The sequence below is a fragment of the Pseudomonas sp. NFACC05-1 genome (genome assembly GCF_900100135.1).
Lineage (GTDB): Bacteria > Pseudomonadota > Gammaproteobacteria > Pseudomonadales > Pseudomonadaceae > Aquipseudomonas > Aquipseudomonas fluorescens_Q.
The window spans coordinates 88,497-103,592 of the sequence record NZ_FMTR01000010.1; the positions used below are offsets into that span (position 1 = coordinate 88,497).

General features: G+C 53.7%; 9 protein-coding genes and 1 pseudogene. 8 read left to right on the plus strand and 2 right to left on the minus strand.

Translation table 11 applies throughout. The features are described 5' to 3' along the window. Positions 1–151: 151 nt before the first annotated feature. Both BLO97_RS16805 and BLO97_RS16810 read left to right on the plus strand, forming a co-directional pair. Complete coding sequence (locus tag BLO97_RS16805; RefSeq protein WP_092346877.1) at positions 152–1,285, plus strand: nucleoid-associated protein; 1,134 nt, start codon at positions 152–154, stop codon at positions 1,283–1,285. Positions 1,286–1,288: 3 nt separating this feature from the next. Continuing rightward, the gene (locus BLO97_RS16810; protein WP_092346880.1) at positions 1,289–2,551 is read left to right on the plus strand and encodes a hypothetical protein; all 1,263 of its coding nucleotides are present in this window, start codon (positions 1,289–1,291) and stop codon (positions 2,549–2,551) included. Between the two features lie 91 nt (positions 2,552–2,642). Here BLO97_RS16810 and BLO97_RS16815 read toward each other — a convergent pair. Then, positions 2,643–3,261, minus strand: a pseudogene (locus tag BLO97_RS16815) (tyrosine-type recombinase/integrase). 310 nt (positions 3,262–3,571) lie between these two features. Between BLO97_RS16815 and BLO97_RS16820 the strand changes: the two are divergent. From BLO97_RS16820 to BLO97_RS16840, 5 genes are all read left to right on the plus strand, one after another. Then, the gene (locus BLO97_RS16820) at positions 3,572–4,606 is read left to right on the plus strand and encodes an AcrVA2 family anti-CRISPR protein (protein ID WP_139197695.1); all 1,035 of its coding nucleotides are present in this window, start codon (positions 3,572–3,574) and stop codon (positions 4,604–4,606) included. Positions 4,607–6,085: 1,479 nt separating this feature from the next. Beyond that, positions 6,086–6,508, plus strand: coding sequence for a hypothetical protein (locus BLO97_RS16825; protein WP_092146152.1), 423 nt, complete (start codon positions 6,086–6,088; stop codon positions 6,506–6,508). Positions 6,509–6,578: 70 nt separating this feature from the next. After that, entirely contained in the window at positions 6,579–8,336 is a 1,758-nt protein-coding gene (locus tag BLO97_RS16830) for a dynamin family protein (protein WP_092346886.1), read from the plus strand. Next, entirely contained in the window at positions 8,333–10,570 is a 2,238-nt protein-coding gene (locus BLO97_RS16835; protein WP_092346889.1) for a dynamin family protein, read from the plus strand. Before BLO97_RS16830 ends, BLO97_RS16835 begins: the two co-directional genes overlap by 4 nt. Next, on the plus strand, positions 10,567–12,537 hold the full coding sequence (locus BLO97_RS16840) for a dynamin family protein (protein WP_092346892.1): 1,971 nt from the start codon (positions 10,567–10,569) through the stop codon (positions 12,535–12,537). The genes BLO97_RS16835 and BLO97_RS16840 overlap by 4 nt, the downstream gene beginning before the upstream one ends. Positions 12,538–12,707: 170 nt before the next feature. Here BLO97_RS16840 and BLO97_RS31655 read toward each other — a convergent pair whose 3' ends face one another. Next, a complete protein-coding gene (locus BLO97_RS31655; protein WP_170845902.1) occupies positions 12,708–12,860 on the minus strand; it encodes a hypothetical protein in 153 nt (50 codons plus the stop codon). 136 nt (positions 12,861–12,996) lie between these two features. Between BLO97_RS31655 and BLO97_RS16845 the strand changes: the two genes are divergently transcribed. After that, complete coding sequence (locus BLO97_RS16845; RefSeq protein ID WP_092346895.1) at positions 12,997–15,090, plus strand: AAA family ATPase; 2,094 nt, start codon at positions 12,997–12,999, stop codon at positions 15,088–15,090. The last annotated feature ends 6 nt before the right edge of the window (positions 15,091–15,096 follow it).

Consider the following 15,096-nt stretch of genomic DNA (forward strand, 5'->3'; position numbering starts at 1 on the left):
GAGTGCTGGTTTTATGTACAGCACTTGTGTCGATTATCTTCATTTGGCTCTATTGACCGACAGGGAATTCGGGTAGCAGACCAATGGCCATTTGCAGGTCAACTCTGACTCTCGTAATCTCACATTGACATTACTGAAATGGAAGTCACTCGTGATCACGCTGAAAACCGCCATCATCCACAGTTTCAAAAAGATTGTTCATACAGATCTCGTTTCTGACGTGGTGAAAAAGGATGTTGTCCTCGATACACAAAACCCAGCTTTAGAGTCTCTGGTCGAAGGCATCAACGGTCTGATTGGTAAAGAAGGAAACAGTGTGGTCTACGGGCAATTTGCTGACGATGGTCGCCAAGGTCCGTTTCCTGATCGGTTTAGCGCTTACGTAGACGTCTGTGGTGATGAGGCTGAATTTATCGCGTTAACCCACTTAGCCATGGATCAGCTTGTCGAGCAGGCGAGAGACCAAACCTTGGCCACTGGCGGTCATATTCTCTGCGCGCAATACACCTCCGGTGCGTCTGACTTCTTTCTGATCGCCAGCATCAAACAGCGTGGCGGCATCCAGCTCGATGAGAACTACGTACCCAAAGCCATTCAGGAAGTGGATTTGAAGACGGTTCAGCAGGCAGCCAGGATCAACTTTGTGAAGTTCGCGTCGGTTACTACCGTCGCCGCATGTGCCGCTGCGGGCAATACAGTTGTAGATGCTGAGGACGCAGAAGAGGTTGATTCGACCTATCTGTGCTTTATCAGCCGCGGTCGGGACAGCCAGGCATCTGACTATTTCATCTCCGCTTTGGGGTGCGCCAAAGGCGTGGCATCCGGTCGGGCAACCAAAAATGCTATTGATTACGTAGGCCGTTTCTTCCGGAACAATAAAGAGCTCAAGCCCTTTGCTTACAAGGCGAAAGAGGCGGTTGTCCGGTACTTGCAGGACCGACTGGCGGATGGCAAATCTGCTCGGCTAGATGCGATCTGCCATGCGGCAGTTCAGCACGTTCCGCCTCATATGGTCGATGAAATTGCAGGACTGAAAGACTATCTCAACGACGAAAAACATCGAGTCCCTGAGGACTTTACTGTCAATGCCAAAACGCTGAAGGAGAAGACTAGGATCAAAGGCGAAGCTGCGAGCTGGTCGCTTCAATTCGAACGTGGTGCCTTGGGGAAAGAGACAACGTCCGATGTTTATTACGATGAGGGTCGCAAGAAGCTGACTCTGTCAAATATGAACCAGGAACTGGTCGATTTGATTGAAAAAGAGCTGCAGGCCAGGGTTGGGTAAGCCATGTTTTCCAATGTCGTGGCCCTGTACCGGGCTATGGGAGCGCCAGCCATCGAAGGTGGTGTGGTCTCCTATGAAGGGCTGCTCACTACCGACATCACTGCCGCGCTGCTGGCATGCAAGGATCTGCAGGCCGAATTCGGCAAAATCCAGCATCATGAAGTAGTTGAAGGTGGTGCGGTAGAGATCGAGCTCCGCCTACCTACGAATGAATCTGGCCGGTTTTACAATAACGTTAGCGACTTGGCCCGTAACGGGTCACTGGGCAAAGGGCAGTTTCCGCAGAACGTGTACGTCGTTGACTTGGGTTGGGCAGATTTCGATGCAAGCGAACCAACACAAATTAAAGAGCTCAGACGAGTTTGTCGGCTAATCGAGCTTCTGGCGTTGCTGGCAATCGGGGTGGACAAGGACAGCAGTCCAGATACTTATAATTTATTCTTCGCGTTGCCTCCCGACGGCGCAAAACCGCCTAGGACATTCCTGCTGCCGACGCAAGTTGATGAACATGTTCTTGGCCATGAGCTCAAGCATATGAGTTTGCTTGAGGAGATTCTCAATCGCAAAAACGAGAACAAGGCTCATCTCTCAGAACGCAAACTGATGATTCGGATGGCTATTGCTAGTGTAATTGAGAGGTTTGAAAGCGAGCCAAATCACTTCCTCGTCGTGGTTCGCGAATGGAAAGAGGTCCTCACTACATACCGCGCCAATTTACAAACTTACGTCTACAGCTTTTCATTCGAGAAGGCTCGGCGCGAATTGGCACAGGCGGAAATCGACTATGGGACCAAGCTCAGCGGCGTGTTGGGTGACATTGCTGGCAAAATGCTTGCGCTCCCTGTTTCTTTTGCTGGATGGGTTGTCCTGAACAACAGTACTTCTGCTTTTGAAGGGTTCGTTCTGGTACTTGGCTTGATTGTTGTTTCGCTAGTCTTACTCGCGATCTTGCACAATCAAATGCTTCAGACGGACCGCTTGTTGCACAGCTTCAATGTTGTTTTCGACGACTTCAAAGACAAAATCAAAACCTATCCCCCCAAGCTTCAGGGCCTGCTCAGAATTACAATTGAGCAAGTCGAAAAGCAGGGGAGTACTTTACGGCATACCTTTCAGCTATTGCAGTTACTGGCGCTATTGCCCGCGGCCGGGGCGCTCCTGGTTGCTCTCGTAAAATATTGGGACTCGCTCCTATGGGGCGCTGTGACTGCCATATCGGCAATTTTCGCAGGCCCTGTTATTGACCCGATTTTTCTAAGCCCATAGCCAATGGAGATCGGATATAAGTACTAATGTACCGCGACGTCCACTTCTGGCCGGTTAGCGACGGCCTGACTTTAACCGTCGCCATGCATGGTCAGACCTCAGTTTGTTCCGCCATCTCCAGGGCATCATCGACCTCAATCCCCAGATATCGAACAGTGCTCCCCAATTTCGTATGGCCGAGCAGCAGCTGAACCGCCCGTAGGTTCTTCGTCTTGCGATAGATGAGTGATGCCTTCGTACGTCTCATTGTATGAGTGCCATACATGGCTGGATCAAGGTCAACTGCTTTCATCCAGCCTTTAACGATACGTGCGTATTGACGAGTGGATAGATGGTTGAGGTATGCAACCGGCTAGGAAAAGGCAGTCCTCGCTGCGTAACCGGGCTTGATGTATCCAAACCATGTTTGCGGAGTGTGTTTGCTCAGTGATCTCAAACTGCACTGGCCGCTGCGTTTTCTGCTGCATCACCATGGCTCGTGACGATATGTGCTCGCCATGGGCGACATCGCGCACGCGGAGTTTGGGTAAGTCGCAGGCTCGAAGCTTGCTGTCTATGGCCAGATCGAAGAGAGCCAGGTCACGAGTTCTTTCCGCAATTTAAAGCCCTACTCGGATGGCCCAGATATCTCTCAGTCGGAGTGGGGCTTTCTGCCCAACTTGTTTTCCTTTGTTCTAGGGCTGACGGCTGCAGGTAGCGACGATGTTCATGACAAGTCCTCCACGTGTGTAGAAACAAGGGTGGTCAATCAGAGCAACGGTCGCGAACCGGACACCCATCACAGAATATATGTCTCCTCTTCGGAAGCTAGAGACCTGTGGGACAGCAGTAAATGGAACTCACCGGGTAGTAAGCAATGATGCCTTATTGATATCAATCTTTGTATGCGTTAGCCTCAGCTTCCCAAAAATTGTATTTACTGGCAGGTTATAGGATATGGACATTACGTACAAATTGCCACACCCAGTGAGAATTACCTGTTCTAAATATACTGAGATGTGCACGCAGGCTAGAGATCAAGTGTACGACGAAGTCTTCGCCGGGCTGGATATTGAAACTTGCTCAATAGACTACTTAACACATATGATTATGAGGCAGCGACCTGATATTTTTTCTTTGCATCGGTCTGAGAACTTAACGGACCACATGGCTGGAATTGCGCTTAGTACAACGCTCCACTCTTATAAATTCAGACGCCAGGATGGAAACATCTTGACGACATCAAATTTCCTTGATGAGATTTTGGAGCAAACAGAGATTGGCGATGACATCCCAGTCGATTATCTCCGCCCACCGTTTAAAACTTGCTATATCGAATTCACGGAAAGTCGAAGCTCTTCACTCAAAGTCTATAACGAACTTACACATGAGCATATACTAGAAGGCGTATATATAACTGAGACCCAGATCAATCCGGGCTCAATGGAGATGAAGCGTTATAATGACAGCCCAACTGTGGATGTAAACAAGCCGCTACGGATTCTGGATCTGATGTTTACCGGCTCGCCATTGGGTAAAGCGCACGTGGAAGATGACGCACTTCGAGTGCAAGGATTTTACATACAGGACGGGATGCAAACAATAAAACAGGAGCTAAGTCGAGTCGAGGAAAAGTACGGCCAAGATGATGACTTTACAGGCGATATGAATTATTTGTCCGAAACATTAAATCACATGGCCAAGGTTCTATTATTCATTAACTGCAAGCAGTACCGCGACACCGCCTTCAATGAACGCAAGGAGCTTAGAAAAAAAATAACTTCGCTGAAGGGTATAGGCAAGATTCGTAAATTTGAAGACAAGCTTCGCAAAACCTATGACAGAGTTGTTATTAGTCCAGTGGATAATGTCGTTTATGAGTCTGACGCAGGATTTAATCATGCGAAAAATGTAAAGGAAAAGCGTACACATTGGAGGAAGGGGCATTTTCGAATGCAGCCCTACGGCCCTGGAGCTAGCAAGAGAAAGATTTTATTTATAGAGCCGACAGTCGTTGGTGGCGTCTTTGCGAAGAAAAAAAGCTATGACGTGAAGGAGAAGACTGCGTCGCCTTGAAGTTCGTAGACGCTTCTATGACCATAATCGATAGCAGTAGGGAAGATGACTACAGACTGCTTGATAGGCGCCATTGGACAGCGGTTTTCTGCCGATTTTTGCCGGTATTCAATGACGTAAAGGGTCTAAAGACTCCAGTTCCGAGCGGCGGCTTCTGGCCGTGAGCGAACAAAGCCGAACGTCGGCAACAGTGCCATTTACGCTCTGTTACCCAAGTGCCGTTGCGCAGACCTACTTCAGTCTACGGAGACACAACACTAGTTTTTCACAGGGAATGCCATTCGAGTCATCATTGGTTACACAGATGTCCCCTTGAGCAAAGGTATTCCATAAAGTATTCCAACAAAAACAATCCAACTGAATTTACCCAGAAAAATCAGCTAGATACCCGATCAATTCAAATTACCCCGGCCCACCACTTCATCATCTAAAGACGTCCGCGGACGTCTTTTTTTGTGCCTGGAATTCAGTAAATACGGGGTTTCAGGGCTATTGGCTTCCACAGAAGCTTTTTGAGTTCCAGGCGTTTTGGTATCCCGAGCCCACTGGTGCTATTTTTGGGATACCAAAACGGTGTCAAAGGTAGCTCTCATGCCTACTAATGCAGCCCGCCTATCAGACCGCCAACTCAAGGCAGTCAAGGCAACAGGAAAAGACTTCGTTCTCACTGACGGCGACGGCCTTCAACTCAGGGTCAGAGCTAGTAGCACATCGAAAGACGCCCACGAACGCCTTTTTTGTGCCTGAAACCCAGTAAATACAAAACCTTAAGCCCCATCAAGCTCCATAGCACCTCACACAGATCCATTCTGAAAAATGTACTCCAAGCCTGTGACTTGTGAATTTTGTAATCCACGAACAGCGTTGAAGTACCCATCGATACGACGAGACAACAGTGCACCGGCCTGTGTGGGTAATGGCTTACCACACGCCGCCCATGCCAGGGACAGCGCGCTCGTCTTACTCACGCCTTGCGGCGCCAACATCAAGCGTGCGGGTGCGTCTCTCGCCGTCCAATTGTTCAGGACCAGAAATCCCCAAGTCACGTTGATAAAGGCGTCCTTGCGTTTGCAGCGAGTCAGCATTTGAGCTGGCGCATCGCCAACAACGGTAGCAAAATGCCACAATCTCGCTAATATCGCTTCGAAGAGATCTCCATGAACGACTTGACAAGTCCAAATTAAAGCTTGTCTGCCCCATGCCGATATCGTGCAGTAGATCTGATCTCAGGCACTCACGCCTACACGCACAAGGAAGTTGCGAATGTCTGTGGCCCTCCTGACTTATCCCCGTCTCATCGCTCTTCTTGTATCCCTCGGCCTTGCCGCTGAACGACTGTCCGCAACCCGGCTGACGTCGCGGTGAGTGCCTCCACGCCGCTGCTTATACGATCCAGATGTCATGTGCGACACAATTTGTCGTGTGCATGTTCGACATTGACTCGTCTTGTTTTACATCTAACCAGCGAGAGATATCCCCATGCATGAGTCCTTCTGTCCGTCGCAGAAACGTTCGAAGAAACCCACTCTGTTTTTGGCCATCGACATGTGGGGGATTGAGGGTGAGTACGCCGACGGAAACTGGCATGTCCTGCTTCACAGGTTCGCTCTGGACTGGAGCAAGAAACATCCGGACCAGGCACCAGCAACGCTATGGTCAAGTGTTCAACCCTGCAGCCTTTTCGCCAATGGATCGTCTTGCTATGTCTCCGGCAGTTCTAGGTTGCCCGATGCGTTTTTTCAGCAACTAGAGAGCTTTCTACGCTCAGAGTTCGGTAACTGCGCCCGTATTGGTGGAGAAATCCAAGTCAATCCGGATGAGTGGCGGGTGTACCTGCACTTTGAGAACGGCGCAGTCTGGGAGAAATACAACGGCTATGAATGGAGGGAGCTCAAGTTGTGAAACGACTGGAGCCCCTCCCCACAACGATGCCTATAAACGTTTTTGATATACGTAAGGATTCGTACTGATCATGTTGAAAACCCAAAGCACTTATCTCAACTATCTGAAATCCATTCTGCCGCTCATTGTAGAAACCTCGATCCAGCCCGATGAGGTGACTCGGCTGCAGAACGATATCGAACATACCGAATTGCTCGTCCCCGTCATTGGTGCGTTCAGCGCCGGCAAGAGCAGCTTGCTGAATGCTTTCCTTGGCGAAAACGTCCTAGGTATTGGCCTGACTCCCGAAACCGAGTTAGCCACTGAGTTGCGATACAGCAATGACCCGCATCTCCTGGCCATTCGCCTGGATGGCAGTAGTGAACGCCTGGACGTCAGCGCTCTTGCCGGTATCAAGACACGCGCCAACGAGTTCACTCACCTTCAGTTGTATCTGGATAACCCGCGACTCAAAGCCTCGCCCTCACTGGTGCTGGTTGACATGCCCGGGTTCGGCTCCTCATTGGCCAACCACAACAAAGCGATCGCGTACTACCTGCCCCGTGGCGTGCACTTCATCGTGGTGACCAGCGTGGAAGACGGCAACATCACTCAGTCGATGTTGCGTCAACTGGATGACCTGCAGACTTACGGGCGTGATTTCACGTTCCTGCTGAACAAGGTCAACCTGCGCTCGGACGAGCAAGTGCAAGAAGTCGCGGAGTTGGTCGACGAGCAGATCCGGATCAACTTTGTCGACACGCGCCCCCTGGTCAAGGTGGGGCTCGACGGTGAAGTCCAGCTGGGCGAAGTGCTTGCACGCCTTCAACCCGAACAAATCGTTCGCCAGGTGTTTGAAGATCGATTGAAAGATCTGACCCATTCACTGCTTAGCCAGATCAACCTTGCGCTGACCTCACTGAAAAAAAACCAGGCCGAAAATCAACATGCCTTGAGCGAGCTGGCCAATGGTATTCGGCAGATCGAGCGTAAACGCGACGGCATTCTTGAAGACCTGCGCGACAAGCAGCTGGACCGTGCCGTAGACAACTGCCTCAATGCGGTCGGCCGTGAACTTGATAACGCTCAGTCGGAATTGGTCAGTGCCGGCCTGGCGGGTAATCAGGACGCTTTCTCGCGGATCGTATCTGAAGTGGTCCGAAGCTCGATGACCCGTACCATCAAGGAGCAGATGGACATTCTCAGCCGCTCCGTCGTCACCGACTTTGCGCAAGCCGTGGGTGACCTGGGCAAAAGCATGGGCCAGTTCAGCAATGATCCTAACTGGCTGGGTCAGATCACCGACAGGATCAACCGAACCCTGCACAAAACCGGAGAAACCCTGGGCCACTGGAGCAAATCGCTGGCCGAGCGCAATACACACGAACTGGAAAGACTGAAAAAAGAAAGCGGCTGGAAGGAAGGAAACCCGCTACCAAAAGTGAGCTATCAAGGCCTGGCCACCGTGCTGGCAGTCACTACGTCGGTAGTCAATCCGCTGCTCGAGCTGGCCATCATCTTCCTTCCGCAAATTCTGGCCTTCTTCAATGAGGGACGTCAGCGCGAGCAACTCCGGCAAAAAGTGATCAATGAAATCATTCCTTCGGTTAAACGGGAATTGCGTGATCGTCTGCCCGTTTTGCTCGCCGAACAGATGGAAGTGCTGGTAACCCAAGTCAGCGTGGAGTTCGAGCGCGAAATCGGTGAAAAGCAGAAGCTCATTGATGAACTGGTCGCCAGCCGCAATCACGATGCCGAGGCGGCCGAGCATCAGATCGCGCTGCTGACCCGCGCCAGAGAACAACTGCAACAACTCGCCAAACAAGCCCTCTACGAGTCGCAGCAATGAACGCACAGCACGTCCTGGATCTGAACCAACGCCTCCATCAATGGATGGAAAAGTACAGCCCGGAGCTGGAAAAAGACATCGCTCAATGGCTACGCAAGCATGCCATCGACCGGACCGAGGACCTGAATAAGGCCTTCAGCAAACTGGCCGAAGAGAATCGTTTGCTGCAGATCGGCGTCGTGGGTCGAGTCAAGGCCGGCAAGTCTTCATTGCTCAACGCCCTGATCTTCGACGGTCATGCGATTCTGCCCAGGGCTGCCACCCCGATGACAGCCGCGCTGACCACCCTGACCCATGGCGACACCTTTGGTGCCGAGGTTCAGTTCTACAGCGCGGCTGACCGGGAAAATATCGAGCAAAACGCCCTGCGTTACGAGCAACGACTTCGCGAAGAAAAGTCTCGCGCCTACGAAACGCTAAGCCAGCGTCGTCAGCGCAGTGGCGGACACGTAGAAGACGAACAGTTCCATGCCGACGTCGAGAAAACTGCCCGGCGAGCCCTGCAAGGCGAACATGCGCTGGCGGCCGCCCATGACCAGTGGCAGAGCATTCGCAGCTCCAGTGTCGATTTCAAATCCCTCGACAGTCTGGGCCGCCTGCAGGCAACTGATGCTCAGGCATTGGCCGACAAGTTGCTGGAGTATGTTGGCGTCGGAGGCAACTACATGCCGTTGACCAAAAGCGTAGATATCTTCCTGCCGCTGGACTCCTTGCGTAACGTGCGCATCATCGACACCCCGGGATTAAACGACCCTGTGCAGTCTCGCGAGGAGCGCACGACCGCCCTGCTCAAGAACTGCGATGTGGTCTTTATCGTCAGCCCTGCCGGCCAGTTTCTCAGTGAGCAGGACATCGAGATGATGAGCCGGATCACTCAGAAAGAGGGCGTCCAGGAACTGGTGTTGATCGCCAGCCAGGTCGACAATCAACTGTATGGCAGCGACACCCGCCAGCCTACGCTTCAGGGATCGCTGGACAAGATCACTCAGACGCTCAGCGCGCACATGGTCGATACCCTGCAACGCTTGAAGGTCCAGCATCCGGAGATCGGTGCGACTTTCGACAACCTGATCGATAACGGTGCTGGCAAGGTCCTGCACACCTCGGGCATGTGTCACAGCCTTTCGGTACGTTTTGATCAACAAGGCGAATGGGACAGCGGCGAGCAAAAGGCGTGGGAAAACCTTCAAGCGAATTACCCTGACTTCTTTACGCCAGAGCATACCGAACGTTGCCGAGGCAATCTCGACCTGCTGGCCAACACCGAAGCGCTGCGGGCGGTGCTAGACAGCGTCCGCGCGCAGAAAGATCGCATTATCGAAGATCGACGCGCGGAACTCATTCGTGCCAAATCCTCGGCAATGGAAGCGTTCCGGGCCGACTTGCTGAACTTTACCCAGGCCAAGTATCAGGAAGTCCGCAATGCCGATATCGAGGACCTGAAAGCTCAGCGGCGCAAGCTGTCCAGCTTGATGACAGTGGGTTCCTATGAGCTCGATGGGGTCTTGAACAAATGCGTCGAAGAGTTCCGCGAACAATTGGAAGCGGTTCTGTTCAAAAAACTGGAAAAAGCCTATGGCCTCACGCAGACGGCGGTAGATGCGTCGGTGGAAGAAAAAGAAGATAAGAGGGAGGTGGTGCGCGACAGTCTCGCCGCCAAAACAGCGAATTGGTTGTGGGGGGGCGGTCTTGAAACTCGTTATTACACGGTATTCAAACTGTTCTGGGGCAAGGTCTATACAGCACTCGAGGATTTCGTCGAAGGCCTGGCAGATACGCTCAGAGCCTCGAGTAAATCACTGACTGACGAGTTCCGCGAAAAGCTCGTCAGGGAGTCGACCAAAGCAGCCAGGCAGCATCTTGGCGAAGACATGGACCCGGCACTGATCATCCATACCAGCCAAGGTCTGGTGTCAAATTTCACGATTCCGGCGTTTGAGCTAAACAGCCAAGAACTGCGCAAGCTCAAACGCAGCGGTACGTGTTTGCGAGATGACGAAGCGCGAGACTTTCTCGATGAGGCCAACCATCTCTTGGACAAACTCAAGAGACAGGCCAAACAGCAAATACGTTTTTTCAAGAAAGACGTCACTGAAAACCTGCCTCCTTCCTATGGCAAAGCCTTCTTCCAGGACATGCAAGACCGTATCGAACAGCTGGAAGAACAGGTCGGCAATGCGTTGCTTACCCTGGACCGCCTGCAACGCATGGCCAAGGAACTGGAGGCGGCATGAAGACTGAATTGTTTCCTTCGGAGCTGACCACCCAACTGGATAAATTAGGCCAATTGTTCATTCGGCGTCGCAAGCGGCTGCGTGACAGCGTGGTCGAAACGCTCCTGGCTGCGGATAATCAGCACGATGTGTTGACCCGAGAATACCAGGGTACCGTGGCGCGTCTTGAGGCCCTGACTGCCGACCATGGACAACTGATCGAGCGCCAGGCCAACACCGCCGCCGAGCTGAACGACACCCGGCAAGCCTTGCATGAGGTGCAGCAGTCGCTGGAGCAGGCCAATACTGAGCATAAACAGGCTCAGCAGACGGCGCGGCTGCGCTTCGACAGCTTGTCAACGCGGCATGCGGAACTGGTGCAGGAACGTAACAGCATCGAAGACGCTCGCCAGATCCTCGAACACAACCTCGAGCAAACACGCCTTGAACTGAAAGCCCGTACCGAAGCACTCAAAGCGTCGGATCAGCGGAACGAGGCACTGACCCAAGAGCACCGAAACACCCTGGAGCATCTTGGCACCCTGACAGCGGAACATGGGCAACTGACCGAGCGCCAAGCCCGAACCACTGCCGAGCTGACCAGCACCCGGCAGGCACTCGAAGGCGAACAACAAGCGCTGGAACAGACTCGCCAGGAACTGCAAGCCAGCATCGGGGCGCACGAAACACTGCGACAGATCCATGAAGAGGAACAGCAACAGCACGCTCAGCTCGCGGAAGAATTTCAGGCATTGAATCAGCGGCACGGGGATACCTGGACGCGCTTTCAGCTCATTTCCCGGCTACTCGCCGCTCGTCCTCGAGAAAGTGCTGGACTGGCCCGTTTCAGAGAGTTGCTGGCGAACGATTACATGGTGTTCGCAGACGGTGAGTCGTCCCTGGCCGCCGAAGCCAAAGCCCTCACGATGTTGCAGTCGATCCAGCAGGAACTGGCCTTGCTCGTAGGCTTCCCAGACGTTCATGAGCGCACCATCGTCGGCATTGTCGGTGGTTTCAGCAGTGGCAAGTCCGAGTTCATCAACAGTTTCATCCGTGACCCCGAGGTGCGCCTGGCGGTCGGTATGCAGCCAGTCACCGCTATCCCCAGCTACGTGCTGGCGACAGATGAGCGGATGATTCGCGGATACTCCGCGAACGGTGGTCATATCAAACTGGACGTGGATTTCTACAAAAGCATCTCCCATGCCTTCATCAACTCGTTCAGTTTCGACTTGAAGAGCCTGATGCCGTTCATGTGCGTGGGTGTTCAGATGAACCCAGAGTACTTCAGCAACATTTGCTTCATCGACACGCCCGGCTATAACCCGCCGGCGACGGCGGCCGAACACAGCCAGGGAGACAAACGCACCGCCATCCAGTTTGCCCAGCAGTCCGACGCGATCGTCTGGCTGATCGGCCTCGACTCCAACGGCACAGTACCTGACTCAGACCTGGAGTTTATCCATCAGATCGGCGTCGATCAGCGGTCGGTCTATATCGTTCTGACCAAGGCTGACCTCAAATCCGAAGACGACATCGAATACGTCATGGATGAGGTCCAGGACATTCTACAATCGGAGGGAATTGCTGTCGCCGGGATCAGCGCGTATAGCTCCACCCTGCGCACCGAAGTGGCTTATCGGGACGTGCCACTGCTGGAATATTTCTCCCGGATCAACCTGCAAGGGGATGCACGTCAGCACCTGGATGGGCGCCTGCGCGAAGTGTTCTCGATGTATGACGAGGCCATTCAGGCCGATATCAGCGCGATGCGCGCGCAAAAAACAGCCATCAATGGACTGCGGCTCGACAGCCTGGAAATCGGTGGCAAGGATGTTTATGAGCGAATGCTCGGCCCCATCGACAAACTCGACAGCAAGCTGGATACAGCACCTTTGGAGCGCTGGCTCAAGGAGTCACGGCGCCTGTTCGAGGCCTTCAACGATGCCGTCCGGCTGACCGCGCAAGTGCCTGAAACCGAGGTGTAGGAGCGGATGTGGCGCCAGCCCTTTCGCTGCGCGAACCGATCATAGAATCATCACTCACACTCACCATTCGTAGAGAGCACACCGTGCCGGATAAATGCATTTGAAAAGGATGACTCATCATCCAATTCCGACGCCTGCTATCCGGCCGTGCAGGCTTGGGGCGGCGACCCTCAATCCCTGCCACTGGCGGCCTTGCGCCAAACATCATTCTCCCGCTCCATTCGCTTGTACTTCTGGTAAAGATCGACGCTCTTTTTGAGCACCACGACCAAACCCACGGTTGCCAGTACATTCTTCAGCATTGCCATTCCTCTGCGGTCCATGTTGTGGGCTCCAGACTGAGACACAGGCACGACAAATTGTGTCGGGCCTGAATGTCCACGGCCTCCCTGTCACCACGACACATTCTGACCAGCCCTCATCCCATCCTGCCTTCTTCATAGCAACAGGATAGTCAGCATGGGAACCCGACTCACCCCCTTCGCCCACGACAGCCGCCGAGCTGCCGATACTTGCGCACTCTCGCTGAAGTGGAGTTTCCAACTGCTGCTGGATCTGGGAGGGCATCGAAACTTAATAAGTCGACACGGGCTCAACGATGATGATCTGGCCCGTGAGCTTGGTCTGGCCAAATGGGTAGACCATGTCGACGAGTACAATCCGGCCCTTGTCTTGTCTGCCTTGCGCCGAAGCGCGCGTTCGTTCCAGACAAGTCATCCGGATACGCCATACCCGGACCGCTTGGGGAGCAACCTCGAGGCATTGGGAGGACTATTGGGGCTGGCAGACGCAGAATTGCGAATACTGGGATTTTGCGTGCTGATGCATATCGACCCAGTGCTCAGCGATGCCACCGATCAGTTGGGCATGGTGGGATTGAACCGTGCCATGAAAGTCCTGGCGGTTTTGTTGGGCCTGCAACTGACCGACGTCGAGGCCTGTTTGGCGAACAACAGCCCATTGATCCAAGCAGGCTTGTTGGAGCTGGGAAGCAACTCCCGCGCGTCGACGGCACTGAACTCTATGTTGACGGTGAGCAATCAGGCACTTCCCGGGCTGCTGCGGTTCAGCAAAGGCACATCGCTGGATTTGTTTGCGTATGCCTTCCGCCCAAGCCCGCCAGGCAGCTTGAGCCTGGCGCACTACCGACACATCAAACAGCCACTGAACATCGCTGAACGCTACTTGGCCAAAGCGTTGGCTCAAGGCCGTCAAGGCGTGAATATTCTGCTTTATGGTCCGCCGGGCACCGGCAAGACCCAGCTCAGTCGATTGCTCGCCAAGCGCTTGAACAGCGCGCTTTATGAAGTGGCCTGCACGGACAGCGATGGTGACCCCGTGCAGGCCAAACAGCGCCTGTGCTCGTTACGTGCAGCCAACAGCGTGCTGCGCTCGCAACGGGCCCTGCTCGTACTGGACGAGATCGAAGACATTTTTCAAACGGCCAGCACCGACGCTCATAATCGTTCGCAAAAGGGCTGGATCAATCGCATGCTGGAAGAGAATGCGCTGCCCTGTTTCTGGTTGAGCAACAGCATTGAAGCGATCGACGCGGCACATTTACGTCGCTTCGACCTGGTGATCGAGATCCCCAACCCACCTCTGGCGCAGCGCAAGCAGATACTGCGTGAGTGTGGCGAGGGTAAGTTGAGTGAAGCATTGATCGAGCATCTCAGTGCCCATGAACAAGTGACTCCGGCCGTGCTGGAGCGAGCCGTGCGAGTAGGCCGCAACGCAGGAAACCGTGCCGGCAAGACGCTGGATACGACGATCCGTTGCATCGTCGACGGTACACTCAAAGCACAAGGCCTGGAGAAACTGCACAATGACGGCGGCAGCGGCTTGCCGACTTTCTATTCTCCGCAATGGATCAACGCCGACCAGGCGCTTGATGGCCTGGTTGAAGGCCTGCGTATCCATCCCCAGGCACGCCTGTGCTTCTACGGTCCGCCCGGCACGGGTAAAACGGCGTTTGGCCAATGGTTGGCGCAAGAATTGGGCAAGCCACTGATAATCAAGCGTGTCTCCGACCTGGTTTCACCCTATGTCGGAATGACAGAGCAGAATCTGGCGGGCGCCTTCGAACGCGCGCAACAGGAAGACGCGGTGCTGCTGCTCGATGAGGTTGACAGTTTTTTGCAGGACCGGCGCAAGGCACGACAGAGCTGGGAAGTCACCGCGGTCAATGAAATGCTCACGCAAATGGAAAGCTATCAAGGGCTGTTCATTGCCTCGACCAACCTGATGCTCGATCTGGACGAAGCCTCCTTGCGGCGCTTTGATCTAAAGGTTCATTTCGGCTACCTGGCCCCCGCCCAGGCACAGGCATTGTTTGCCGCGCACTTGAAGGCGCTGGCACTGAAAGACCCGCAGCACACCGCAGCCAATCGCTTGCGAGGCGAGCGGCACCTGACCCCAGGTGACTTTGCGGCAGTCGCGCGCCGAGGACGTTTCAAGCCATTCGCCACTGCCGACGAGCTGGCCGGGGCGTTGCTGGCGGAGTGCCGACTCAAGTCCGCCGACCAGCAGCGCCCAATCGGTTTCATACATTAACCGGAC